Here is a 24,659-nt window from a genome sequence, read left to right on the forward strand (position 1 = left end):
TCAGCTGTTCGGGTGCATTGTCGGTATCGGCCATGGAGGAGGTGCAGGATCCGGGAGGATAGGGAACGGGGCGTTCTGGACCCCTCCGCCCGGCTTGCCTAGTGCCGATTGGACATAGCTCACATGAAAAAGCCCCGCAGCTTTGTGCGGGGCTTCGTCAGGTCTTGCGAGGCCGGCGGGATCAGGCGGCGGGGCGCTGGATCGAGCCGGTCAGGTTGAAGATCACCTGGCTTGCATCAAAGAAGGCCACATCGTCCGGCTTCGGTCCCTTGCCCATCACGATCTCGGCGGATGCGACATAGCTTGTCCGTTCCCGGTACTCCGAAGGCCCGCCCCAGAACGGGTCATAAGCGCCCCAGCGGGAGTAATAGGCCGGACCCGGATAATACCGCCGGTAGGGATCATGGAAGTAGCCGGCGCGCGGTCCGAAATAGCGATAGCTCAGATAGAAGTGGTCGTAGAACGGATCATAGGCGGACGGCGAGCCGACCAGCCTGGTGTTTGAATCTGTATCGCGCCGCACGACGCGGAAGTGATCATAGCCGCTCTGCTTGGTCAGTTCCGCCGCACGGTAGAGCAGGTAGGTCTCCACCGTCTTGCGGTCGGTCAGCGAGTTGCCCTCGAACTGCACCTGGAAGCGGTTGTCCTCGATCTTCTGCTCCGAATAGCCGCTGTCGTTCGAAGTCAGCGCCTGCTGGTAGGGCGTTGCGGTCGCGCAGGCGCCCAAGAGCGCGAGCCCGGCAAGGGCAGCGGCGAATGTAAGCCGTTTCATGAGAGCAGCCTCCTTTATTTTCTCCACTCTATCATGTGGCAGCTCGAAGCTGAATGCCAGCCAGCAGGCCCCATCACTTTTGTGTGAGGCGCCGGGCCACGCGGGCGCTGTCGATGAACAGCAGGGCCTCCGTCACCAGATAAATTCCCGCCGCCGCTGCGGGCAGCGCGGTAAACCGTCCCTGCGGCATGTACTGCCAGATACCGAAGGAGACGACTGCCCGCACGACCACATGGAACAGGAAGGGCAGGCGCTGGCCATAGCTCCAGCCGAACACCGGCCAGTCACCCGGCATGCCGATAGCCAGGATCAGCGGCGTCAGCGCGTTGAAGTTCCGCAGAGCGCCAATCGCCGCCGGCCAGAATAGCAGCATCGCGTTCATCGCCATGTACACGGCGCCCTGATCTGGTCCTTTCACTTTCATGAAGGGGTTCCGGAAGATCGCGGCATAGGCAATCGCCAGCGGAAAGACCGCGCCGGACATCACAGCCGCCAGCAGCGACCAGTTTGCCGGGTCAATCCGCCCGCCGAGCCAGGCCAGCACTGCCCGATAGGTTGCTCCGGCCAGTGGCACCGGCCATCCGCCGCGGACTTCAGCCGAAGCGGTCAGCCGTCCGGCTTTCAGGGCGGCGTCGCGTTGGGCGATGGTCATGGATGATGCGTTCTTGCATGCAAACAGTCACTTTGAAATACAAAGTAGTTTGCAGGAGGTCAGGCATCGCCCGCGCGGATTTTCAGCCCTGGGTCAGACGCCCACCGCCAGCATTGCCTTGTAGGCGGGCCGCGCGGTCACCGTGTCCAGCCAGGCCTGCGTGGCCGGCCGGTTTGCGAGGCCGCCCTGCGCGCCTGTCATCACGACCTGGAAGCCCATCAGGCAGTCGGCCGCCGTGAATGTCTCGCCAGCAAAATAGGCATGTTTCGACAGGTGCGCCTCGATATAGGCCGCCACCTTCTCACGCTCGCCGGCGATCATCTGCGCGACCGGTCCGTCGGTAATCCCCGCCATGCCGGTATAGAGCGCCAGCAGTCCGGGCAGGAACACCGCGCCTTCTGCCGAGTGCACCCATTCGAGGTAGCGCGGGAAATCCGCTGAGCCCGGTTTCGGGTGAAGCTTGTGACCGGTGTCATGCTTCGCCAGCAGGTATTCGGTGATCGCGCCCGTCTCGGCGATCACGATGCTCCCGTCTTCCAGCAGCGGCGACTTGCCGAGCGGGTGGATCTTCTTGAGGTCCGGGGGGGCAAGGCGCGTCGTCTCGTTGCGCTTGTGGTGGATAATCTCGTGCGGCACGCCGAGTTCCAGCAGCAGCCAGACAATGCGCTGCGAGCGCGAGGCGTTGAGGTGGTGAAGCTTCAGGGCCATGGATATTTCCTCCGGGAGCGGATAAAAAAGAAGCGGCAGCTTTGGAGGGCTGCCGCTTCCGGTGTCTTCACTGGCAAGCCAGGTTCAAGCGACCTTGTAGCCGATCACGGCTTTCACTTCGAGGAACTCCTCGAAGCCGTGCTCGCCCCATTCGCGGCCATTGCCCGACTGGCCATAGCCGCCGAACGGTGCCGAGAAATCAGGGTTTGCGCCGTTGACGTTGATCTGGCCGGCGCGGATCCGGTTGGCGACCGCATAGGCATCCTTCTCAGGGCCCTGTACATAGCCGGCGAGGCCGTAGACCGTATCGTTCGCCATTTCGACGGCTTCGTCCACCGTGTTGTAGGGCAGGATGCAGAGCACCGGCCCGAAGATTTCCTCGCGCGCGATGGTCATGTCATTGGTCACGTTGGCGAATACGGTCGGCCGGGCGAAGTAGCCCTTGTTGAAGCCTTCCGGACGACCCGGGCCACCGGCAACGAGGGTTGCGCCCTCTTCGATGCCTTTCTGGATCAGGTCCTGGACCTTCTGATACTGGTTGCCGTTCGAGATCGGGCCGATCGCGCCGGGCGAAGCTTCCGCCGGCATCATCACCTTCACCGCTTCGGCAGTTGCCTTGGCGATTGCGATGGCTTCGTTCTGCTGGTCCTTCTGCACGAACATCCGGCTCGGCGCGTTGCAGCTCTGTCCGGTGTTCAGCATCATCGACATCACGCCGCCGGATACCGCTTTCTTCAGGTCGGCGTTCGGCAGAACGATGTTCGGGCTCTTGCCGCCCAGTTCCTGCGCCACGCGCTTGACGGTCGGGGCAGCGGCCTGCGCGACGAGCACACCGGCGCGGGTCGAGCCTGTGAAACTCACCATATCGACATCCGGGTGCGAGGAGAGCACCGAGCCGACGCCCGGGCCGTCACCGTTGACGAGGTTGAACACGCCTTTCGGCACGCCGGCCTCATGCAGGATCTCGGCAAAGATCATTGCGTCGAGCGGGGCGATTTCCGACGGCTTCAGGACCATCGTGCAGCCCGCGGCAATCGCCGGGGCGACTTTGCAGGCGATCTGGTTCAGCGGCCAGTTCCAGGGCGTAATGAAGGCGCACACGCCGATCGGTTCCTTGCGCAGCAGGGTGGAGCCTTTCAGCTCTTCCCATTTGTAGGAACGCAGGATCGCGGCGGTGGTGGCGAAGTGACCCATGCCGGCCGGCACCTGCGCGGCATTCGCCAGCCACATCGGTGCGCCCATCTCCTCGGAGATGGCAACTGCCAGATCCGGCATCCGCTTCTGGATACCGGCGGCAATCTTGTCGAGCAGGTCCGCGCGGTATTCCACGCTGGTCTGCGAGAAGCTCGGGAAGGCTTTCTTCGCGGCGGCAACCGCCTTGTCCGCATCGGCTTTCGAGCCGAGCGAGATCACGGCGAAGTTTTCTTCGGTCGCGGGGTTCTCGACTTCCAGCTTGCGGGGCGTCACCGGGTCAACCCATGCGCCATCGATATAGAACTTCAGGTACTCTTTCATGGGCCGGTGCCTCCCTTTGGCATGTCTGATTGGGGCTCAAAGATAACTATAGGAGACGCGTGGGCATTTCGCCACTGCTGACGCGACGGGAAGGTTCTTCTGCCCTCTTCCTCGCGGGAGGGGCCGGGGTGAGGGGGAGCACCCCTTCAAATTCAGGCTGCGCGAAGCGGCAAGAAACGGCGCCTGCTCATCCCAAACGCCTTCTCCCAGCGGAGAAGGGGCTCAGGCCTGCGTAGCCCTCGCCGGCCTATTTCTTAACTTTGGTCCAGCCGCGCCCCGCCATGCAGGTCACAAAATTCGCCTCGACATTGTAACTGATCTGGTTGCAGGCCGCGACGGCCGTGGCGAAGGGCTGCGCGCCGCCATGGCCGGCCCAGTTCTTTTCGGATGGGCCGGTGGCGCAGCCCGAAAGGCCGAGAGCGGCGGCGAGGATGAGGACGCGCATGGGTTTCACCGTTTCCGTGTTCCGAATATGCCGCGCAGAATATAGCGCGTGATCTCGCGGCTCGCCGTGCTGGCGGCATTGTTGGCAGCGCGCTCGGTCGCGCTCATCCGGCGCGAGCGGGCAGGTGCCTTGCCCTTGGCCTTCGCCTTGGCAGCGGCTTCCTTCTCCTTGGCCTCCAGCTTGGCGATTTTCTCGGCCTCCCTGGCGGCGACCTCCTCGCGCTTCGACAGGATCTCGTAGGCCGACTCCCAGTCGATTGCCTTTTCATATTTGCCGAACACCGGGCTCGCCTTGTGCACCTCGGCGCGCTCCGCATCCGTCGCCGGGCCGAGCCGCGAGGATGGGGGCCGGATCAGTGTTTTCTGCACCATCGTCGGCGCCCCCTTGGCTTCCAGCGTGGAAACCAGAGCCTCGCCGACGCCCATCTCAGTGATTGCTGCCTCCGTCTTGAACGAGGGGTTCGGACGGAATGAGGCGGCCGCCGATTTCACCGCCTTCTGCTCGGTCGGCGTATAGGCGCGCAGCGCGTGCTGCAGCCGGTTGCCGAGCTGCGCCAACACGCTTTCCGGCAGGTCGCGCGGGTTCTGCGTGACAAAATAGACGCCGACACCCTTCGACCGGATCAGGCGTACGACCTGTTCCACCTTCTGCATCAGGGCGGGAGGGGCATCAGCGAACAGCAAGTGCGCCTCGTCGAAGAAGAACACGAGGCGGGGTTTCTCCGGATCGCCGATCTCGGGCAGTTCCTCGAACAGTTCCGACAGCAGCCAGAGCAGGAAGGTCGAATAGAGCTTCGGAGAATTGATCAGCTTACGGGCATCCAGAATGTTGATGTAGCCGCGCCCATCGCTCGTCGTGCGCATGAAGTCCGGCAGCTCCATCGCCGGCTCGCCAAAGAAGCGTTCCGCCCCGCCGCGCTCCAGCACCAGCAGTTCGCGCTGCACCGCCGAGAGAGACGCCGGCGCCACGTTGCCATACTTGCGGCTCACTTCGTTGCGCAGCGTATCATCGCCGAGGCTAACGAGCAGCTTGCGCAGGTCCTTCAGGTCCAGAAGCAGGAGGCCGTTATCATCGGCATACTGGAAGGCGATGTTCAGCACGCCTTCCTGCACATCGGTCAGCCCCATCAGCCGCGCGAGGAGCAGGGGGCCCATCTCGGAAATCGTCGCGCGGATCGGATGGCCGCTTTCCCCGAACACGTCCCAGAAGATCGTCGGCGCGCCTTCATACTTCAGCTCGCCCATCCCGATCGACTGCGCGCGCGCTGTCAGACTGGCATGCGCCTTGTGCGTCTCGCTGCCGGGCATGCAGATGCCGGAGAGGTCGCCTTTAACATCGGCGGCAAACACCGGCACGCCGGCCTCGGAAAATGCCTGCGCCATGATCTGCAGCGTCACCGTCTTGCCGGTGCCGGTCGCGCCCGCCACCAAGCCGTGCCGGTTGGCCACTTTCAGGATCAGCGACTGGGCCGCGTCCGGCTGGCCGGTGGCGTTCGCATCCGCCCCGCCCAGGAAAATTGTGTCGCTCATGTTCGGCCCTTCATTCTGAAACCCTTGCGTTCAGGCTAGCCATCTCGCCGGATTCGGCAAGCAGCATCACCCGTCATCTGCGCTTGACCCGGCGCGCGGGCGCCCCCACCCTTTACCGCGCAATTCCCCGGAGAAAATGCCCTATGGAGCGTTCTGGCAAGGTTGGCACCTGGATCATCGCGACCGGTGTCGTCATCGCGCTGTTGTATTTCGGCCGCGACATCCTCGCGACCTTTGCCATGGCCGTCTTCCTGTTCCTGATCATTGAAGGCTTCGCCACCGCCTTCGACAATGCCAGCACAGCGATCAACATGCGGGTCGCCCGGCTGATATCGATCCTGCTGGTCACCGGCGGTTTCGTCGCCTTTATTGCCCTTATGGCCAACGGCGTCGGCGAGTTCAGCCGCCATGCCGACGATTATGAAACCAAGATAAACGCCCTGATCTCCGACGCCTACCGCGTCGTGGGGATGAGCGACTCGCCGACGCTGACCGAACTCATGTTCAACGAGCGGGGCGAGCAGTTCTTCGCCACCATCGCCAATTCCGTCAGCGGCCTCTCGGGCGATCTCGTGCTGATCCTCATCTATGTCGCCTTCCTGTTCACGGCCCAGGCTGGCTGGTCCCAAAAGCTCGACAAGATCTTCCCGGTCGCAGAGCGCCGCGAGCAGGTCCGCGAGATCGGCGACGAAGCGCGAATCGGTATCGAGCGCTATCTCTGGGTCCAGACTGTGATCTCAGCTGCGATTACCCTGCTCAGCTATGCCTCGCTTCTGGCGCTGGGTGTGCAGAATGCCCTCTTCCTCTCGGCGCTCATCTTCGTCCTGAACTATATCCCCACGGTCGGCTCGATTGCTGCTGCGTTGGTGCCGCCGCTGTTCGCGCTGGTCCAGCCCTCCGTGCCGGGCTGGGTTCCAGGCGTCTCGCCGCAGGATTCCTACATCTACGCCGCGCTCGTATTCGCGATCGTCAGCTTCTGGCAGTTCTCGATCGGCAATTTCGTGCAGCCCCGGATGATGGGCGACTCACTCAACCTTTCGGCCCTGATTGTCCTTCTGGCACTGGCGATCTGGGGCGTTCTCTGGGGCATCCCGGGCATGTTCCTGTCGGCGCCGCTAACCGTTCTGATGATGATCCTGCTGGCGCAGTCACGTGAAACCCGCTGGATGGCCATCCTGCTGTCCGCCGACGGCAATCCCCGGGTGAACACGCGACAAGCAAACACACCTGCGACTGCGGAAACCAATTCCTGAAACGAACGTATCAGGCTATCAAACGTCGCGGTCGGGGCATGGGTTGGCCAAGGTGATCTGTAGAATAATTAAGTGTTTCTACAGGTGTTCCGCATTGATATCTCGGCAAGATCGACAATATCACTGAATTCAGGCTTCCGCGTGCGTCCCCCCACCCAGCCTGCGGAAGATTCTGAAGGGCCCGCCGGACATGTCCCCGTTCGGCGGGCCCACCTATATCAGGCCTCCGTCCCGCAGTCCTGAACGCCCTGTTGCGTTAACGTAAACGGCAGGCAACCTTTCTGCGGAATGCCTGATTCTCCATCACCCGAAGGCACCCGTATTCTTGAAGCGCTAACGCGCCGGGGTTAGACCGGCTGGAATGCATCTCCCTAAGGTGAGTCGCTTCCATGACACGTTCCGCCGCCGTCGCCGGGCCTCTGGGCCAGGTTCTTGAGCAGATCCTCCAGGAGGCTGCGGGCGAAGACCTCACGGGCCTCACGGACGCCGACATCAAGTCGCTCGCGCACAGTCTCTGGGCCTGGGCCGAAAAGGTGCCCGCCGGCCAGCAAGATGTCCGCGTCATCGCGCATGCGGATGGCGTCAGGGGGCATCTGGGCCGCGCCGTGCTCGAAGCCGCGGGCCCGGACATGCCTTTCCTTGTCGACTCGCTGCTGAACGAGTGCGCCGCTCAGGGCCATGAGGTGAAAACCCTTTTCCACCCGGTGGTGACGCTGGCCGACGGACGGATGATGTCAGTCATCCAGATCCACCTGTCACTGCTGACACCGGGGGAGGCGGACCTGCTCGAAGCCGGCGCTCGCACGACGCTCGCCGATGTGCAGCGTGCCGTTTCCGACCACCGCGCCATGCAGGCCCGGATGCGCGCCGAGATGAAGCGCCTCTCCGGCCTCCAGCACATCTCGCCAGTCGAGCGCGATGAAGCCGTCGCCTTCCTCGAATGGCTCCTCAAGGAACATTATGTTTTCCTCGGCAGCCGCGAATATGATTTCGCCACCGACGAGGCTGGCGGCGTCCTGCCGGCCGAACCGATGATGATCGACGGCTCCAATCTCGGCATCCTGCGCGACGAGAATCTCAACGTCCTGTCGCCTGACAGCGAGCCGCTAGTTCTGACGCGCGAGATCGGCGAGTTCTTCTCGCATCCCGCGCCGCTGATTATCGCCAAGTCGACGCTTCCCGCGCGCGTCCATCGCCGCGTCCCATGCGACTATATCGGCATCAAGAAATACGACGCGCAGGGCCGCGTAAACGGCGAGGTCCGCTTCCTCGGCCTGTTCACCGCCGAGGCTTATGACGAGACTGCGCGCTCCATCCCCTTCGTGCGCCGCCGTGTGCAGAAGATCATGGCCGCCTCCGGCGCCGCCCCCGGCGGGCACACCGAAAAGGCGCTCGCCAACCTGATCGAGACCTGGCCGCGCGACGAACTCTTCCAGACCCGCTCCACCATCCTCGGGCCGATGGTCATGGGCGCGCTGCACCTGATCGGTCGGCCCCGGACGAAAGTCTTCCTGCGCCGCGACGAGTTCGACCGCTTCGTCACCGCCCTCGTCTTCGTGCCGCGTGAATCCTATGACACGGCCCTGCGCCAGCGCATCGGCGCCGTGCTGACCGAAGCCTACCGGGGCGAACTGCGCTCCTTCCAGCCCTATTTCGATTCCGGCCCTATGGCGCGCGTGCATTTCGAGATCGGTCTTTCGCCCGGCCATCCGGAACCGGACGCCGCCGAAACCGAAACCAGGATCGTCGCCCTCGCGCGCACCTGGGACCAGGGTTTCCGCGATCTGCTGATGAGTTCTGATCTCACCGGCGGCGACCGGGAAGGGGCCCGCGCCTTTATCGGCGCCTTCAACGCCGCCTACCGCGAAGCCTTCACGCCGGACGAAGCCCTGCGCGATGTCACCAGCATGGCGGCGCTCAGCGCCGGCCGCCCGATGGTAGCCCGCGCCTATCGCCGCGATACCGACGGGTCCACGAAGGTCCGTGTCAAGATCTTCGCGCGCGACGGCGCCATCGCCCTGTCGCGCTGCGTGCCGGTGTTCGAGAATCTCGGTCTCTTCGTGCATTTCGAAACCGGCTATCCCGTGCGCCCGCCCTTCAAGCCGGTGAGCGATGCGCCGGATGTGTATTGGGTCCATTCGCTCGCGATGGAATCGGCAGAGGGTAAGCCGCTTGCGCTTCAGGGCCTCGCCCACGCGCTCGAAGACGCCTTCATCGCCGTCTGGAGCGGCAAGGCCGACAATGACAAGTTCAACCGTCTCGTGCTCACCGCCGGCGCCAGCTGGCGCGAAGCTGCGCTGATCCGCGCACTCGCCGCCTATCGCCGTCAGAGCGGGCTCGACCAGCCTCAGGACGTGCAGGAAGCTGCCGTCGCGCGCTACCCGGCCGTCACGCGCCTGATCCTTGATCTCTTCACCGCCCGTTTTGATCCGCAAGCGCACAAATCGCTCGGCGCGCGCACCAAGGCCTCCACCGAAACTGAAGCAAAGTTCGAGGAGGCAATGAAAGGCGTCGTCAGCCTCACCGACGATCTCGTCCTGCGCCGCCTGTTCAATCTCGCGCGCGCCCTCCAGCGCACCAACTTCTACCAGACGGACGAAGACGGCGCCGAGCGCACCTGGATCAGCTTCAAGGTCGCCAGCCGCGAACTCTCCGACCTGCCGGAACCGAGGCCTTTCCGCGAAATCTTCACATCCAGCCCGAAGGTCGAAGGGGTACACCTGCGCTTCGGCCCGGTTGCACGCGGCGGCCTGCGCTGGTCTGACCGCCCATCTGATTACCGCACGGAAGTCCTCGGCCTCGTGAAGGCCCAGCAGGTCAAGAACGCCGTCATCGTGCCGGCCGGCTCGAAGGGCGGCTTCTATCCGAAACAGCTGCCCCCCCGCAATGATCCCAGCTGGTTCGAAGGCGGGCGCGACGCCTACAGGGAATTCATCACCGCGCTTCTGGGGCTCACGGACAATCTCGTGAAGGGCAAGCTCGTGCCCCCGCCGCAGACCGTCGTCTGGGACGGGGAGGACCCCTATCTTGTCGTCGCCGCCGACAAGGGCACGGCCACCTTCTCCGACACCGCCAACGCGATCAGCCTCGAGAAGGGCCACTGGCTCGGCGATGCCTTCGCCTCCGGCGGCTCTGCCGGCTATGACCACAAGAAAATGGGCATCACCGCGCGCGGCGCCTGGGAAGCGGTCAAGCGCCACTTCCGCGAAATGGGCCGCGACATCCAGAAACAGCCCTTTACCGTCATTGGCGTCGGCGACATGTCCGGCGATGTCTTCGGCAACGGCATGCTGCTCTCACCCGAGATCCGTCTCGTGGCGGCGTTCAACCACATGCACATCTTCCTTGATCCAAATCCGGATGATCCGGCGAAATGCCTGGTCGAGCGCGCCCGCATGTTCGCCCTGCCGCGTTCCACCTGGGCGGACTATGACGCCAAACTCATCTCCAAAGGCGGCGGCATCTTCGAACGCGCCGCCAAGTCGATTGCTCTGTCGCCGGAAATCAAGGCTCTCACCGGCCTCGCCAAGGACGCTGTCACGCCAGACGAATTGCTGAACGCTCTCCTTAAATCAGAGGCCGACCTCCTCTGGTTTGGAGGCATCGGAACCTATGTGAAATCGTCGTCGGAAACCCACGCCGATGTCGGCGACCGCGCCAATGATGCTATCCGCGTCAATGGCCGCGAGTTGAAAGCCAGGGTGATCGGGGAAGGGGCCAACCTCGGCATGACCCAGGCCGGCCGAATCGAGTTCGCGCTCGTGGGCGGGCGTATCAATACCGACGCCATTGACAACTCCGCCGGCGTCGATTCGTCCGACCACGAAGTAAACATCAAGATCCTCGCTGCCGAAGCCATCCGCCTTGGCGACCTGAAAGAGGCTGCCCGAAACGACCTCCTCGCCGAGATGACCGACGACGTCGCCGCCCACGTCCTCGCCCACAACTATGACCAGTCAAACGCGCTCACCCTCGCCAGCGCCACCGCGCTTGAAGACCATGACGCCCTCGAACGCCTGATGGTCTATCTCGAAGAGCGCGGCGTCCTCAACCGCGCCCTCGAAGGGCTGCCGTCCACCACTGGCATGCAGGCCCGCAAGGAACACGGCCAGCCGCTGACACGTCCTGAGCTTGCCGTCCTGCTCGCCTGGTCGAAGATCGTCCTGTTCGACGATATCGTCGCCTCCGCCTTGCCGGACGATCCCTGGTTCGAGCCTGTTCTAAAGGCCTATTTCCCGTCACCGATCGACAGCTTCGGCAAGGCCATGAAAGGTCACCGACTGCGCCGCGAAATCATCGCGACCGTCATCGCCAACCGCACGCTCGACTTCTGCGGCCCCGTCGCGCTCCTGCGTCTGCGCGAACTCACTGGCGCGGCCCCCGCCGAAGCCGTCCGCGCACTTGAGGCCGCCCGCGAAGTGCTCGACCTTGCCGGTTTCCGCCGCGAGGTCTTCACCCTCGATACGCTCGTAACCGCTGATCTGCAGACGGAGCTTCAGCTCGAAGCGGTTGACGCCGCAAGCGAAGCGGCTGGCTGGTTCATCCGCGCCACTGCCGGCAAGTCCATCGGCGACGCGGTCAGGCAAACCCACGCTCCGCTGAACGAGCTGAAATCTGCGCTGCCCACCGTCCAGTCGTCTTTCCCGGCCTCACGCATCGAACGCGATGCCCGCGGTTTCATCAAGCGCGGCGCTCCGGAGGCGCTCGCGCACTGGGCTGCCGCCATGAGCTATTTCGCGCAAGGCCTCGTCATCGTCGACGTCTCGCAACAGGCCAGAAAGAAAGTCCCGGAAACCGCCGCCGCCTTCTACGCAATCGGCGACGCCCTCCGGCTCGACAGGCTGCGCGCCTCTGCCCGCGAAGGACTTGTCAAGGCGCCTTACTGGGACCGCGTCGCGGGCCGCCGCCTGATCTCCGAACTCGTCCGCCTGCAAGCCTCCGCCACCGACGAAGCGCTCCGTTCCGGCGGTGCCGATGACTGGCTGGAAGCGCGCGGCGACAGCCGCCGTCAGGTAATCAGCACACTGACGGCCCTCGGGAAGGACCGCGCCTGGTCATTCGCCAAGTTCGCCCTGTCGACCGACGCAGTGCGCCAGTTCATGGGCCGCTGACGCGCGCCGTTCAGTTCGGGTTCAGCGCGGCGAAGCAAATCTCGCCGCTTATATGAAGTGGGGACATCATGCGCAGTTTCCTTGTGGCCCTGTCCGCCGCGCTGCCCGCCGCCTGCGGGCTCGTGCCCGGCGGCGCCGCGCCGGTGCCGGAAACCGCCCCCGAAGCCGACCTCACCGAACCCGCCACAACCACCGCTGAAGCCCCCGTCGCGCCTCAGATGAACTGGCACAGCACGGGCAAGGGCCTGTGGATCTATCACAATGTCTGGGGCGACTGCGCCTTCCTCGAGCATGGCCACGGCCGCAACAGCGCCTGGGGCCTCTGGCGCTTGCCGCTCGGCAAAGTTGTGGCCAGTGCACCTGAGGCAGATGCCGAGGAAGGCGGCTACACGGTCCGCTTTACCTGCACAGACGCCAGCGCCTGCATCGAACCCGGCTTCCTTTACAAAACCCCGGATCGCACCGACACGCACACCATCCCCTTCGAGACCGAGGAACGCGCCCTGACCTATCTCTCGATGGTTGCCTCCCTCGACACGGCCTGCAAGGCGCTGAAGTAACCCGCCTCTTCGCCCCGCGCAGTCGGCCTGCTATCGAAAGCCATGCCAGACGATCCCGCCTCCCTCGAAGCAACCCTCAAGGCCGCCGCCCGCGCGCTCGGCTTTGACGCCGCCGGCCTCGCCCGCGCCGATGAGGCCTGGGAGGCCGGCGCCCGGCTCGCCGAGTTCGTCGCCGAAGGCCGCCACGGCGAGATGCGCTGGATGGAAGACACCCTCGCACGCCGCCGTGCGCCCACGGCCATGTGGCCAAAGGCCCGCTCTGCCCTCGTCGTTGCCATGAACTACGGCCCGGATCACAATCCCCTCGACACCTTGGCCGCGCGCGAATCCGGCAACATCTCCGTCTACGCCCGGGGCAGGGACTATCACGACCTCATCAGGTCCCGCCTCAAACAGCTCGCCGGCGGGGTCGCCAGACTGACCGGCGCCGATGTCAAAGTCTTCGTCGACACGGCCCCCCTGATGGAAAAGCCGCTCGCCCAGAGAGCCGGCCTCGGATGGCAAGGCAAGCACACGAACCTCGTCAGCCGCGACCTCGGCTCCTGGTTCTTCCTCGGCACCGTGCTTACCAGCGCCGATCTTGCCCCCGATGCGCCCGAGCCCGACCATTGCGGCACCTGCCGCGCCTGCCTCGACATCTGCCCGACCGCCGCTTTCCCTGCCCCCTACCAGCTCGATGCCCGCCGCTGCATCTCCTATCTCACCATCGAGCACGCCGGCCCGATTCCCCGCGAGTTCCGCGCCGCCATGGGAAACCGCATCTATGGCTGCGACGATTGCCTCGCCGCCTGTCCCTGGAACAAGTTCGCTGCCAGCGCCTCCGAGGCCGCCCTCTTCGCCCGCGCCGAACTGAAAACGCCTGGCCTCGACGAACTCGCCGCCCTTGACGACGCCGCTTTCCGCGAAATCTTTTCCGGCTCCCCGGTCAAGCGCTCGGGGCGCGACCGCTTCGTACGCAATGTCTGCGTCGCAATCGGCAACTCGGGCCAACCCACGCTCACCGCGCACCTTCTGCCGCTGCTGAACGATGCCAGCCCCCTCGTGCGCGGCGCGGCCATCTGGGCGCTCGCCCGCCTTGATCCTGCCTGCTTTGCCGGCGAAAAGGCGCGCCGCCGCCCGGCGGAGCATGATACCAGCGTGCAGGAAGAATGGGATCTCGGGGCATGAGCGACGACACGACCAACACCGCCGCGTCCAAGTATTACGGCGCGGATTCCGGCCCCCCGCCGCAGAAGCCGAAACGCGATGTGCCCCTCTGGCGCCGCATCCTCGCGCGCGTCCTGCAGGCCGGCATCGCCATCTTCCTCCTCCTTCACCTTTACGCCCTCGTCCTGAAGTTCCTGCCCGCGCCCGCCACCATCCTGATGACCCAGCGCGGCATGCAGGGCGAGGACGTGCGGCGCGACTGGACCAGCCTCGACAGCATCTCCCCCCATCTCGTTCTTGCTGTCATCGCCGCCGAGGACGCAAAATTCTGCGAGCATGGCGGCATCGACTGGGACGCCATCGTAAAGGCCCGTGAGTTCAACGCGAAGAACAAGGGCGAGCGCCGCCGCGGCGGCTCGACCATCAGCCAGCAGACCGCCAAGAATGTCTTCTTCTGGAATGGCGGCGGCATGCCCCGCAAGGCCGGTGAAGCCTGGATGACCTATGTGATCGAAACTGTCTGGGGCAAACGCCGCATCATGGAAGTCTACCTGAACGTTGCCGAATGGGGCGACGGCCTGTTTGGTGCAGAGGCCGCCGCGCAGGCCCGCTTCGGCAAGTCGGCGGCTGATCTGTCTCCGCTGGAGGCCGCGCGTCTCGCCGCCGTCCTTCCGTCCCCGAACAAATGGAGCGCCGACAAGCCGGGTCCCTATGTGCGCAAGCGCACCGGATCGATCCAGTCGCGTATGCGCGTCGTCGCCAATGAAGGCTATGCGGCCTGCGTCCTCGGCGACGAGTTCCGCTCCACCCTGCCGAAACCCGGGAATGGCGAAACCCCGCGCCCGCCGCCGGCCTTCGAGGAGATCCCTGAAGCGCCCGAGGACGGCGAAGAAGCCATCGGTTCCGCACCCGCTGAAGCCGAACTGGCTACCAACGAGAACGATGTCCTCAACGATATCCTCAACTCCGCCGACGAAACCTTCAATCCGGAGACACCCGCAGACCCCGCCGCCGAACCTGCACCCGAGACGCCGCCGCCCGCCGGCGAGCCTCCCGCAGAACCAGCCGCTTCTGATCCGCCTGCGGCCGAAGGCGGCCCCGCGGTGCTGACCCCGCAATAGCCTACACCCGCTCATCCCGGCGCAGACGGCGATCGGGCAGTGCTTGACGCAGGCACATGTTCCAGCGACCGCCTCCGCTTCCGGCTAACGGCCCCCTCTCCTTTCCTGTCATCAACCCGGAGAACTGACGCGATGACAGGAATGAAAAGGTCATTGCAATCTGAAAAAAAACTGGCCGCGCCCCAAAGTGCGCGGCCGGCCGCCTGTTCAGCCTAGACCGGATCGTAAGGAAACACGCTCGCCGTGGCGCCAAGGTCAAAGAAGCTGCCGTTCATCGCCGGGAAACAATGGTCGATCAGCGTCTCCGGTGTCCAGCCTTCAAGCCGTGCCAGAGATTTCACCGGACGCGGCTGGTCGAACAGGATCACTTCATTGCCGCGCACACCGAAGATCTGCCCACTGACATGCGACGCCGTATCGGCGCACAGCGCCACGCCCAGCTGCGCCACCTGGTCGGCGCGCATGCCGTCCTTCATCCGCTGCACGCGCTGCGCGCCCGCTTCATCCTTTACAGGGATCGAGGCGATCATCCGTGTCCAGGCAAACGGCGCGATGATGTTCGAGCGCACCTTCTTCGCTGCGCCCTCCATCGCCACCACGCGGCTCAGCCCCGCGATGCCAAGCTTGGCGGCGGCATAGTTGGCCTGTCCGATATTACCGATGAGGCCCGAGGTGGACGTAAACAGCACGAACGAGCCGCGCTCATTCTCCCGGAAATATTCGATCGCCGCGCGCGTAACGTTGAAGGAGCCATGCAGGTGAACGTCGATTACGCCCTTCCAGTCCTGCTCGCTCATCTTGTGAAACATGCCGTCGCGCAGGATGCCCGCCGGGTTGATGATCGCGTCGAGCCGGCCATAGGTATCCAGCGCCTGCGTCACCATGCCCGCGACCGCCTTGTAGTCGGTTACGCTCTCGGAATTGGACACGGCCTCGCCGCCGGCCTTGCGGATTTCCGCTGCGACAGCCTCTGCCGGCCCGGCTGAGCCTTCCTCGTCGCCCTTCAGGCTACCACCGAGGTCATTGACCACGACTTTCGCGCCCTCGCGCGCCGCCAGCAGGGCGCATTCCTTGCCAATCCCGTTGCCGCCGCCGGTAACCAGCACCACTTTTCCGTCCAGAACGCCCATGATTTTCTCCCTTTTGTCTCGCGCCGGGACACTACCGCCCCGGCCCGGCTCTGCAAAGGCAGGCACGCGAAAAATCAAGGTTTGAATTGCCGCGCCTGAAGGGCTAGCTAGCCGTCATGACACGTACTTTCCAAGCCATCATCTGGGATTTCGGCGGGGTTTTCACCTCCTCGCCCTTCGAAGCCTTCAACCGCTATGAGGCCGCGTCCGGCCTGCCGGTCGATTTTGTCCGCACGGTCAATTCCATCAATCCGCTCGAGAATGCCTGGGCAAAGCTCGAACGTTCGCAGGTCGATGCTGAAACGTTCGACCAGCTGTTCCGCGCTGAAGCCGTCGCGCTCGGCCATGATGTTCCGGGCCGCGACATTCTCGGGCTTCTTTCCGGCAGCCTGCGCCCGCGCGTCGTCAATGCGCTGAAAGTCTGCAAAACGAGAGGCAAGGCCGGCTGCATCACCAACAACGCGCCCATCGGCAAGGGCGCCTCGATGACGAACGATGACGCCAAGGCGCGCGAACTCGCCGCCGTGTTCGACCTGTTCGACCACCTGATCGAAAGCTCCAAGCTTGGTATCCGCAAGCCGGACCCGCGCATCTATGCGCTGATGTGCGAAGCACTCGATGTCGACCCGAAGGCCTGCGTCTATCTTGATGACCTCGGCATCAACCTCAAGCCCGCGCGCGAGATGGGCATGGCGACGATCAAGGTTACCAGCGAGGAACAACTCCTCACTGATCTGGAAGCCGTGACCGGCTATGCGCTGCGCTAGTTTTATCGCTGTCGCGGGCATTATGGTTCTGGCGGCCTGTTCGCAGGCGGAGCCGGAAGTGGTGCTGCCGCTTCCTCCGGTCCCGGACGAACGCTTCACCGAAGTGCCGGAAACTCCGGCGCCGGTCGAGATCAGCAAGGCCGCGGCGAAGACGCGCGACGAGCTGATCCTTGAGGCGACCAAAGGCTCGCTGCGCGGTCTTGGCGTGATCGCGTCACGCAATCCGGAGTTCAAGTCGAATGTCGGCGGCCAGTCGCATGACCGGTTCTGGGATCTTCTGCGGCGCACGGGCGTCGATCCGAACCGGAAGCTCCGTGAACTGTTCGACCAGCCTGCCGGCCTGCGCGAGATTGATGGCAAGCGCTGGTATGTCTGGCCGGACCTTGCGGCGATGGACGCGGCCGAGCTGATCCCGGAAAAACTGACTTTCCGGGACCGGCGCCGTCTTGAACAGCTGATCCGCCAGGACGGCATTGGCAAGATCCGCGCCGGGGAAGGCTATCCCGGCATGCGCACCGCGATTGCCGACGACGGCACCTGGATTTACTTCGTACTCGGACAGGACGGGGAGGAATGAGCATGACCAGGAAGATAGGGGCCGCCGCCGCGCTGAAAGCGCTCAAGGGATGGAGCGCGCTCGGCGAGGAGCGCGACGGGATCTGTAAAACCTTCAGGTTCGCCGATTTTAAATCCGCTTTCGCCTTCATGTCGGGCGCGGCCCTGAAAGCCGAGCAGATGGATCACCATCCCGAATGGTTCAACGTCTACAACAAGGTTGATGTCACCCTCACTACGCATGATGCCGGCGGCGTGACGCAGAAGGACCTCGAACTCGCCGGCTTCATGGACCAGCTGGCCGCGCGGCTCGGCTAATCTTTCTTCCACGCCACTCGGTGGAGATCGAACCGCCGGTCCCTGAGGTTCTGCACGGCGCCGGACTGGCAAGCGGTCAGAAGATCCGACAGCGACAGGCCCGCCAGGGCCACGGTTTCGGTATTCGCCGGTGTGTCGGCGGCAATTCCGTCGCGCTAGAAAGGGAAGTCCGACGGCGTCAGGATGCAGCTTTCGGCATAGTGGATATCCATGTTCTCGACATTCGGCAGGTTGCCGACAACGCCGGACATGACCACATAACACTGGTTCTCGACCGCGCAGGCCTGGCAGCAATACCGGACACGCAGGTATCCGCGGCGCTCATCTGTGCAGAAAGGAACGAACAGCAAGAGCGCACCCTGATCGACCAGGTGTCGGGCACCTTCCGGGAATTCGCTGTCATAGCAGATCATCACGCCGACCGGACCGCAATCGGTCTGGATGACGTGATTGCCTTCGCCGCCTTTGATGTTCCACCGAGCTGCGCTCGGACGGGGTCGGGTGAAGCTTCTGCTGGGTGTGCACTGAGCCGTCGCGGAGGAAAACGTAAGCCACATTGTGGATGTCGCCGTCCGCCATCGTCGAGGGATGCGAGCCGCCGATAATGTTGATGTTACAGGCTACCGCCAGCTTTTTTCATGAAGGCAATGAAGCGCGGCGTGTACTCGGAAATCCCTGGATCGATTCAAACGGTCCAAGTGGGCGCACTTCCAGCGAGAGAAGCTGAAGCGTGAAGAGTTCGGGGAAGGTTACGAAATCTGCACGGTAATTAGCGGCGATGTCGACGAAATACTCTACCTGCTGTTCAAACTCATCGATGGAGGCGATCCGCCGCATCCGGAACTGCGCGGTCGCCACGCGCACGCGCTCGGGCAGGGAGGTCCCGCCGAAGCTCGGTTTTGCCTTGATCTTGTCCTGCGCCAGCGGATTGCACCACAGCATCTGCGTGGCATGTCCGCCGGACTCGGCATCCTCCGGCATGTAACCCATCAGTACACCGACTACCTCGAATTTCTGGCATAGCTGAAATGAGAGTACCGGGCCGCGCAGTTTCAATTCCTGAACGGCGCAGACATAGTCATTTGGGTCCGGATACTGTTTAGCAGTCCGGTGATAGCCGGGCAGCCGCCCGCCGAACATGATGCCTCTGAGTTCGTGCCACTGGCAGAGGTCCTGGCGGATCTTGCAGAACCGCTGGCCTATCCGCAGGCGGCGGAACCCGGCATCGACAATGACATCCATGCCGTAAAGCATGTCGCCTTCCGGATCGTGCCGCGCGGCAAATCCGCCGCCAGTGATTTCGTTCCAGGTATGCTGGGCCGTCGCCACATCGGCGGCGATGAAGAAGGTAACGCAGTGGCAGACGATTCTGCCGTCAAACTCGGCGACGAACTGGCCGTCTGGAAAGCGGTTGATCTGTCCGGCGATCTGGTCGGCGGTATATCCGTCAGCGGCGCCGTAGACTTTCGCATACATCGGCAAGAGGGACGCAATATCCTTCAGCGTGGCACTGCGGATGACGAGTTTCAATTTTTGAACTGTTCATGGCGGGGTCCTATCGCGGCTCGGTCGGCAGGCGCAAGATGGCGCGCAATCCGCCGAGGGGGCTCTTCATCAGCCGGATGTCACCGCCATGCGCGCGGGCGGTGTCGCGCGCGAGGGTCAGGCCAAGGCCGGTGCCGGGTGCATTCTGGCTGCGGGCGTCATCGAGGCGCGAGAAGGGACGGAAGGCTTCCTCATGCCGCTCGGGCGCAATACCAGGGCCGTCATCATCGACGGCGACTTCCGCCCAGTGCGGCCCATCGACAATCAGTACACGGGCATTGTCGGCAAACTTCAGGGCGTTGGAGACAAGATTGGTCACCGCGCGTTTTACCGCCAGCGGCCGCCCGATCACAAGGACCTGTGAAGGCCCATCAACCGGCACCGGCGCGCCGGCACCCGCGGCGACCTCGCGCACGATAGCTGCGAGGTCGAACATCGAGGCTTCGTCGCCTTCCTCGCCGCGCGCGAAGGCGAGGTATTCGTCGAGCATCAGCGCCATGTCGTCGAGGTCGGATTTGGCGGATTCGATATCAGCGCTCTTCTCCATCATCGCGAGGGCAAGTTTCAAGCGCGTCAGCGGTGTGCGCAGGTCATGGCTGACGCCGGCAAGCATCGCGGTGCGCTGTTCTGCGAAGGCGGTGAGGCGGTCCTTCATGTCGATCAGCGCGCGGGCGGCGTCGCGCACTTCGGTGGCGCCGGAGGGACGAAAGTTCGGCATTTCGCGCCCGCGCCCGAAGGCGCGCGCCGCGTCTGAGAGACGCAGGATCGACCGCACCTGCTGGTTCAGGAACCCCACAGCGAGCGCGACCATCAGGAGCGAGAAGCCGATGACCCAGACGATGAAGATGTGGGAGTTGATCATGAAGGCGCGCTTGCGGTCGAGGATGATCTCGCCGGCTCCGTCATAGACCGGGAAGCGGATGTGCAGGCGCGACTCGTCGCGCGCCAGGCCGACAAAAACCGGCACACCCAGACGCCCGCCCAGCTCGGATTTCAATGCCTCGTCATAGGCGAAGTCCTGCTTGAGGTTTGCTTCGGGGACTGTGTTGTCTGATGCGTCGCAAGTGTACCAGGTTTCGAGCTGCATCTGGATGCGCGTATGATCGCCGGCCCTGTAGCCGGGATTGAGGCAGGCGCCGCGGATCAGGCTCGCATCGCGCGTAATGGCCTGCGCCAGCTTGCGGTTCACTTCGGCGACATGGCTCGAATAGTAATACCAGGTCATCAGAGACAGTATCAGCAGCACCGGCATCAGGATGATGAGCAGGCTGCGGGCATAGAGCCCGCGCGGAGTGACATCGCGGAGGCGGGGTCTTGGCATGTCAGTCCGGCATCAGGCGGTAGCCGATGCCGCGCACAGTCTGGATATGCACCGGCTCCTTCGGGTTCGGCTCGATCTTCCGTCTCAGCCTTGTCACCTGTACGTCCACCGAGCGTTCGAGGCCGGCCGAGGTAAGCTCGGCGAGGTCTTCGCGGCTGACCGGTTCGCCGGCATTGCGGGCCAGCACTTTGAGCAGTTGCAACTCCGCATCGGTGAGGCGGATGCGTTCATCGCCGGATTTCAGCTCGCCGCGCGCCGCATTGAAGACGAGGCCGGACATCTCGATCTCGTTCGGCGGGGGGGCGGATTTCTGCGAGCGGCGCAGGATCGCCTCGCAGCGCAGGACGAGTTCTTCCGGCTCGAAAGGCTTGGCAAGATAATCGTCGGCGCCAAGGCGCAGGCCTTCGATCCGGTCGCTGGTCTGCCCGCGCGCAGTCAGCAGCATCACCGGTGTCTCGCGGGCCGGGCCCTTGCGGATGGCGCAGAGGAGGGAGAGCCCGTCCTCGCCCGGCATCATGATGTCGAGGATGGCGAGGTCGAAGGCGAGGTTCTCCATCAGGCCGCGGGCGGTCGCAGCGTCCGGCGCGCCGCTGACGCGGAAGCCTTTCAGCGTCAGGAAGCGCTTCGTCAGGTCGCGGATACGGTCGTCATCATCGACGATGAGGATATGGGCGGGCTCCTTCATGGTGCCTACTTAACCAGCGCTTCGAGCAGGAACCGGGCGCCGGCAACGGCTTCGGGACCGCTGGCCCGGAAGGCGAGGCGCAGACGCTCGCGCACCTCGATGGCGATGGGGGTGGTCAGGGTCACCCCGGCGTCCGAAAGGGTGAGCTTGCGTCGGCGCGCGTCACTCGTCTCGCGGGCCCTTTCGATCAGGCCGCGCTCGTCCAGCTTGCCGATGATGCGGGCAAAGGTGGGCACGGTCATGCCCAGTCCGCTGCGCAGTTGGCTGACCGTCAGGCCTGGCCGGTAGCGCACGGCCATGAGAATTTGCAGCTCTGGCTTGCTCAGGCCGGCCTTCTTCCGGGCACTTTCAGCCGCCCGCGCGAGCTCGGATGCCCCTGAAATCAGGAGTCCTGCGCTCCGGTCCAGCTCCTGATCAGTCAGGAACAGTCTCGGGTCGAAAGGTCGGTTCAGGTTGACGGAAGGGGCCATAAGTCGGAAATGAACCTGAATACGCAGAAAGTTCAAGCGAGGAGCGTTCCCATGGCTGCCATCCCCTATGATGACCGAGACGGATACATCTGGATGGACGGCCAGTTGGTACCCTGGCGCGATTCCAAGGTTCATGTGCTGACGCATGCGCTTCACTATGCCTCGGCCGTGTTCGAGGGTGAGCGCGCCTATGGCGGCAGGATCTTCCGCTCGCTGGACCATTCCAAGCGCCTGCACCGGTCGGCCGGGATCATGGGCTTCGACATTCCGTTCAGCGTGGAAGAGGTCGAGCGGGCCAAGCGCGAGGCGCTGGCGAAATCCGGCCTGGACAGCGCTTATGTGCGGGCAATTGCCTGGCGCGGTTCTGAGATGATGGGTGTCTCGGCACAGAACAACACGATCCACCTGGCGGTGGCCGTGTGGCACTGGGGCGACTATTTTGCCGACAAGATGAAGGGCATCCGCCTGACGCATGCCCAATGGCGCCGCCCGGCGCCGGACACCGCGCCCTGCGAGGCGAAAGCGGCCGGCCTCTACATGATCTGCACCTTGTCGAAACACGCCGCCGAGAAGGCGGGCTATCAGGACGCGCTGATGCTGGACTACCGCGGCCAGGTGGCCGAGGCGACTGGCGCGAACATCTTCTTCGTGCGCGACGGCGCGCTGCACACGCCGACACCGGACTGCTTCCTCAACGGCCTGACGCGGCAGACGACGATTGCGCTGGCGAAGGCGCGGCACATTGAAGTGGTGGAGCGGGCGATTTTCCCGAACGAGCTGTCGACGTTCAGCGAGTGCTTCATCACGGGCTCGGCGGCGGAACTGACACCGGTCGCCGAGATCGGCGAGCATCGTTACAAGCCCGGCGCGATTTCCGAAGCGTTGGTCAACGACTACTCGGCGCTGTGCAACGGGAAGCTTGAGCTGGCGGTGTAAGCTGGCCTCTGTCGGACAGCGCAAAGACCGCGTAAAGCGTATTCCTTGAACGCTCAGGGAGTTAGCATGATCATCGACGGCGTCATCAGTCTTTTGAACGCGGCGCTGTACGGGCCGGGGCACAGGAAACAGGCGGAAGGGGCTGTCGACGCTTTCCGGTCGCGCCGCCCACTTGTGCCGGATGCAAACGCAAAGATCGATGCGGCGACGTCGAGCGGTGACCGGCTTGCAGATACCATTGCCCGTGTCGGGGGTTCATGGCCATTCATCATCGCCTTCCTTCTGCTTCTGGCAGCCTGGATTGTGATCAACGCGGTTTTCCTCAGCGGAGCGCGTCAGTTTGATCCCTACCCCTTCATATTCCTGAACCTTGTCCTGTCGATGTTGGCTGCGCTTCAGGCGCCGATCATCATGATGAGCCAGAACCGGCAATCGGCGAAGGATCGGCTGGTGGCGAACACCGATTATGAGGTGAACCTCAAGGCAGAGCTGGAAATCCTGGCGCTGCATGAGAAGATCGACAGGCTGGAAGCACAGCAGGCGCGGGATTTTGACCGATTGGCGGCGCTTTTGATAGTACGCAGGGAGTAAGCCCTAGCGATACCCGCCGCCTGCATTTCGAACAGTTCCGCATACCGCCCTTTCTGGGCGAGCAGTTCCTCATGCGCGCCGAGGGCCTCCACTGCGCCATTCGCGAGCACGAGGATACGGTCGGCCATGCGGACGGAGGAGGTTCGGTGCGAGATCAGTACGGCGGTCTTGCCTTCGGAGCGTTCCTTGAAGCGGAGGAAGACTTCGTATTCGGAGCGCGCGTCCAGCGCGGCGGTCGGCTCGCCGAGGATCAGCACATCGGCGCCGCGCATATAAGCGCGGGCGATGGCGACCTTCTGCCATTCGCCGCCGGACAGTTCGACGCCGTTCCTGAAGAGCTTGCCGACTATCTGGGCGTAGCCGCCGGGCAGGCCTTCGATGATGGGGGCGGCGAGGGCGCGGCTGGCAGCGTCGGCGATGCGCTCCGGGTTGCCGCGTTCGCTGATGCGGCCGGCGGCAGTATTGTCGCCGGCGGAGAGAGTGTAGCGGACGAAGTCCTGGAAGATGACCCCCATCGCGCCGTGCAGTTCGTCGAGGTCGAACTCCTTGAGGTCGCGGCCATCAAGCTGGATGCGGCCTTCGTCGGGATCGTAGAGACGGGCGAGAAGTTTCATGAGCGTCGTCTTGCCGGCGCCGTTCTCGCAGACGAGGCCGAGGGTTTCGCCCGCGTTCAGCCCGAAACTCAAATGACGGACGGCCCATTTTTCTGCACCCGGATAGCGGGGGCGTGTCTGTCATTACCGGCGAACATGTCATGCCGGGATGCCAAGTTGAAGGCTCCAATCGCGGTGGCCGGTCAGGTCAGGATATCGCTGGCGGGCATCTTGGCTTCGCGCCGGGCGATGAAGTGCGTCTCGAAAGCGACGACGAGGCAGGCGGCGATGATGATGGCGGCGCCCGCGTAGACGCGCCATCCGGGGATTTCCTGGAAGAAGGCATAGCCGAGCAGAGCCGACCAGATGAGACCGGTATATTCGAAGGGCGCGAGCGTCTGCGCCTTGGCCTTGGCATAGGCGAGCGTCATCAGCCACCAGATGCCGATGCCGAGGAAGGCGACGCCGATCATCGCGCCCCAGGAATGCGCTTCCGGCGTCCACTTGGTGAACAGGAACATGAAGGGCAGCAGGAAGAGCGCGGGGAAGACGTTCATGAAAGTCACCAGTGTCAGGCTGTCTTCTTCCTTCGTCCGCAGGCGGAGGAGCACGATGTTGAGGGCGTAGAGCACCGCGGAGATCAGGATGGCGGCCGTGCCATAGAGGCGGTCGCCGTCAGGCGGGCCGCCCTGCGTTTGGGCGGTGGCCGCAAGAGCCGCGCCCGCGAAGCCGATCAGCGTGGCGACGACGGTGACCCGGCTCATCTTCTCTCCGAGAATCACGCGCGCAATCGGCGCAATCATCAGCGCCGCGCTGAAGCCCATGACCACGGCCTCGGCGAGGGCGATCTGCGTCAGTGAATAGAAGAAGCAGAAGGCCGAAATCACCTGTGCCAGGGAGCGTAGCGCATGGAAACGGATGGCGGGCAGGCCCGGG

General features: G+C 64.0%; 21 protein-coding genes and 2 pseudogenes. 10 read left to right on the forward strand and 13 right to left on the reverse strand.

Annotated features, from left to right (window positions below):
• Window positions 1-181 precede the first annotated feature (181 nt).
• The 6 genes from WEA77_RS07635 to WEA77_RS07660 all read right to left on the reverse strand — a co-directional run bounded on the left by WEA77_RS07635 (window position 182) and on the right by WEA77_RS07660 (window position 5,621).
• Window positions 182-772 (reverse strand): hypothetical protein, encoded by a 591-nt coding sequence (locus tag WEA77_RS07635; protein WP_368067272.1) that lies wholly within the window; start codon window positions 770-772, stop codon window positions 182-184.
• A gap of 73 nt (window positions 773-845) precedes the next feature.
• Window positions 846-1,424 (reverse strand): hypothetical protein, encoded by a 579-nt coding sequence (locus tag WEA77_RS07640; RefSeq protein WP_368067273.1) that lies wholly within the window; start codon window positions 1,422-1,424, stop codon window positions 846-848.
• A gap of 93 nt (window positions 1,425-1,517) precedes the next feature.
• Entirely contained in the window at window positions 1,518-2,132 is a 615-nt protein-coding gene (locus WEA77_RS07645) for a glutathione S-transferase family protein (RefSeq protein WP_368067274.1), read from the reverse strand.
• Between the two features lie 84 nt (window positions 2,133-2,216).
• On the reverse strand, window positions 2,217-3,647 hold the full coding sequence (locus WEA77_RS07650; RefSeq protein ID WP_368067275.1) for an aldehyde dehydrogenase family protein: 1,431 nt from the start codon (window positions 3,645-3,647) through the stop codon (window positions 2,217-2,219).
• 247 nt (window positions 3,648-3,894) lie between these two features.
• On the reverse strand, window positions 3,895-4,092 hold the full coding sequence (locus tag WEA77_RS07655) for a hypothetical protein (protein WP_368067276.1): 198 nt from the start codon (window positions 4,090-4,092) through the stop codon (window positions 3,895-3,897).
• Window positions 4,093-4,097: 5 nt separating this feature from the next.
• The gene (locus WEA77_RS07660; RefSeq protein ID WP_368067277.1) at window positions 4,098-5,621 is read right to left on the reverse strand and encodes a helicase HerA-like domain-containing protein; all 1,524 of its coding nucleotides are present in this window, start codon (window positions 5,619-5,621) and stop codon (window positions 4,098-4,100) included.
• Between the two features lie 143 nt (window positions 5,622-5,764).
• Between WEA77_RS07660 and WEA77_RS07665 the strand changes: the two genes are divergently transcribed.
• The 5 genes from WEA77_RS07665 (at window position 5,765) to mtgA (ending at window position 14,812) form a co-directional block, all read left to right on the forward strand.
• Entirely contained in the window at window positions 5,765-6,874 is a 1,110-nt protein-coding gene (locus WEA77_RS07665; protein WP_368067278.1) for an AI-2E family transporter, read from the forward strand.
• Between the two features lie 389 nt (window positions 6,875-7,263).
• Window positions 7,264-11,985: an NAD-glutamate dehydrogenase gene (locus tag WEA77_RS07670; RefSeq protein WP_368067279.1), complete on the forward strand. Its 4,722-nt coding sequence runs from the start codon at window positions 7,264-7,266 to the stop codon at window positions 11,983-11,985.
• A 68-nt stretch (window positions 11,986-12,053) separates the two neighbouring features.
• Window positions 12,054-12,545: a hypothetical protein gene (locus WEA77_RS07675; RefSeq protein WP_368067280.1), complete on the forward strand. Its 492-nt coding sequence runs from the start codon at window positions 12,054-12,056 to the stop codon at window positions 12,543-12,545.
• Window positions 12,546-12,587: 42 nt separating this feature from the next.
• Window positions 12,588-13,712, forward strand: a complete 1,125-nt coding sequence (queG, locus tag WEA77_RS07680) for a tRNA epoxyqueuosine(34) reductase QueG (protein ID WP_368067281.1) — start codon at window positions 12,588-12,590, stop codon at window positions 13,710-13,712.
• Window positions 13,709-14,812 carry a monofunctional biosynthetic peptidoglycan transglycosylase gene (mtgA, locus tag WEA77_RS07685; protein WP_368067282.1) on the forward strand — a complete coding sequence of 368 codons (1,104 nt, stop codon included), beginning with the start codon at window positions 13,709-13,711 and terminating at the stop codon, window positions 14,810-14,812. Before queG ends, mtgA begins: the two co-directional genes overlap by 4 nt.
• Window positions 14,813-15,024: 212 nt before the next feature.
• On the opposite strand, the gene WEA77_RS07690 is transcribed toward mtgA, so the two are convergent.
• Window positions 15,025-15,942, reverse strand: a complete 918-nt coding sequence (locus WEA77_RS07690) for an SDR family NAD(P)-dependent oxidoreductase (RefSeq protein WP_368067283.1) — start codon at window positions 15,940-15,942, stop codon at window positions 15,025-15,027.
• A gap of 116 nt (window positions 15,943-16,058) precedes the next feature.
• Here WEA77_RS07690 and WEA77_RS07695 point away from each other — a divergent pair, with 116 nt between their 5' ends.
• From WEA77_RS07695 to WEA77_RS07705, 3 genes are all read left to right on the forward strand, one after another.
• Window positions 16,059-16,709, forward strand: a complete 651-nt coding sequence (locus WEA77_RS07695; RefSeq protein WP_368067284.1) for an HAD-IA family hydrolase — start codon at window positions 16,059-16,061, stop codon at window positions 16,707-16,709.
• A gap of 61 nt (window positions 16,710-16,770) precedes the next feature.
• Window positions 16,771-17,286 carry a hypothetical protein gene (locus WEA77_RS07700; RefSeq protein WP_368067285.1) on the forward strand — a complete coding sequence of 172 codons (516 nt, stop codon included), beginning with the start codon at window positions 16,771-16,773 and terminating at the stop codon, window positions 17,284-17,286.
• Window positions 17,283-17,582 carry a 4a-hydroxytetrahydrobiopterin dehydratase gene (locus WEA77_RS07705; protein WP_368067286.1) on the forward strand — a complete coding sequence of 100 codons (300 nt, stop codon included), beginning with the start codon at window positions 17,283-17,285 and terminating at the stop codon, window positions 17,580-17,582. Before WEA77_RS07700 ends, WEA77_RS07705 begins: the two co-directional genes overlap by 4 nt.
• Here the strand turns inward: WEA77_RS07705 and WEA77_RS07710 are convergent.
• The 4 genes and pseudogenes from WEA77_RS07710 to WEA77_RS07725 all read right to left on the reverse strand — a co-directional run bounded on the left by WEA77_RS07710 (window position 17,579) and on the right by WEA77_RS07725 (window position 21,603).
• Window positions 17,579-19,112, reverse strand: a pseudogene (locus WEA77_RS07710) (nitrilase-related carbon-nitrogen hydrolase). The gene WEA77_RS07705 and the pseudogene WEA77_RS07710 overlap by 4 nt on opposite strands.
• A gap of 25 nt (window positions 19,113-19,137) precedes the next feature.
• The gene (locus tag WEA77_RS07715) at window positions 19,138-20,448 is read right to left on the reverse strand and encodes an ATP-binding protein (protein WP_368067287.1); all 1,311 of its coding nucleotides are present in this window, start codon (window positions 20,446-20,448) and stop codon (window positions 19,138-19,140) included.
• 1 nt (window position 20,449) lies between these two features.
• The gene (locus WEA77_RS07720) at window positions 20,450-21,133 is read right to left on the reverse strand and encodes a response regulator (RefSeq protein WP_368067288.1); all 684 of its coding nucleotides are present in this window, start codon (window positions 21,131-21,133) and stop codon (window positions 20,450-20,452) included.
• A gap of 5 nt (window positions 21,134-21,138) precedes the next feature.
• Entirely contained in the window at window positions 21,139-21,603 is a 465-nt protein-coding gene (locus WEA77_RS07725) for a MarR family winged helix-turn-helix transcriptional regulator (RefSeq protein ID WP_368067289.1), read from the reverse strand.
• A gap of 51 nt (window positions 21,604-21,654) precedes the next feature.
• On the opposite strand from WEA77_RS07725, the gene WEA77_RS07730 reads away from it, so the two are divergent.
• A complete protein-coding gene (locus tag WEA77_RS07730) occupies window positions 21,655-22,539 on the forward strand; it encodes a branched-chain amino acid aminotransferase (protein WP_368067290.1) in 885 nt (294 codons plus the stop codon).
• A gap of 66 nt (window positions 22,540-22,605) precedes the next feature.
• A complete protein-coding gene (locus tag WEA77_RS07735) occupies window positions 22,606-23,130 on the forward strand; it encodes a DUF1003 domain-containing protein (protein WP_368067291.1) in 525 nt (174 codons plus the stop codon).
• Window positions 23,131-23,141: 11 nt separating this feature from the next.
• Here WEA77_RS07735 and WEA77_RS07740 read toward each other — a convergent pair.
• Both WEA77_RS07740 and WEA77_RS07745 read right to left on the reverse strand, forming a co-directional pair.
• Window positions 23,142-23,852 (reverse strand): annotated as a pseudogene (locus WEA77_RS07740) (ATP-binding cassette domain-containing protein); the annotation flags it as partial.
• Between the two features lie 74 nt (window positions 23,853-23,926).
• Window positions 23,927-24,659 (reverse strand): DMT family transporter (locus WEA77_RS07745; protein ID WP_368067292.1); only part of this gene is annotated, 733 nt, incomplete at its 5' end.

Origin of the sequence: Hyphomonas sp., from assembly GCF_040882205.1 — a bacterium.
GTDB lineage: Bacteria > Pseudomonadota > Alphaproteobacteria > Caulobacterales > Hyphomonadaceae > Hyphomonas.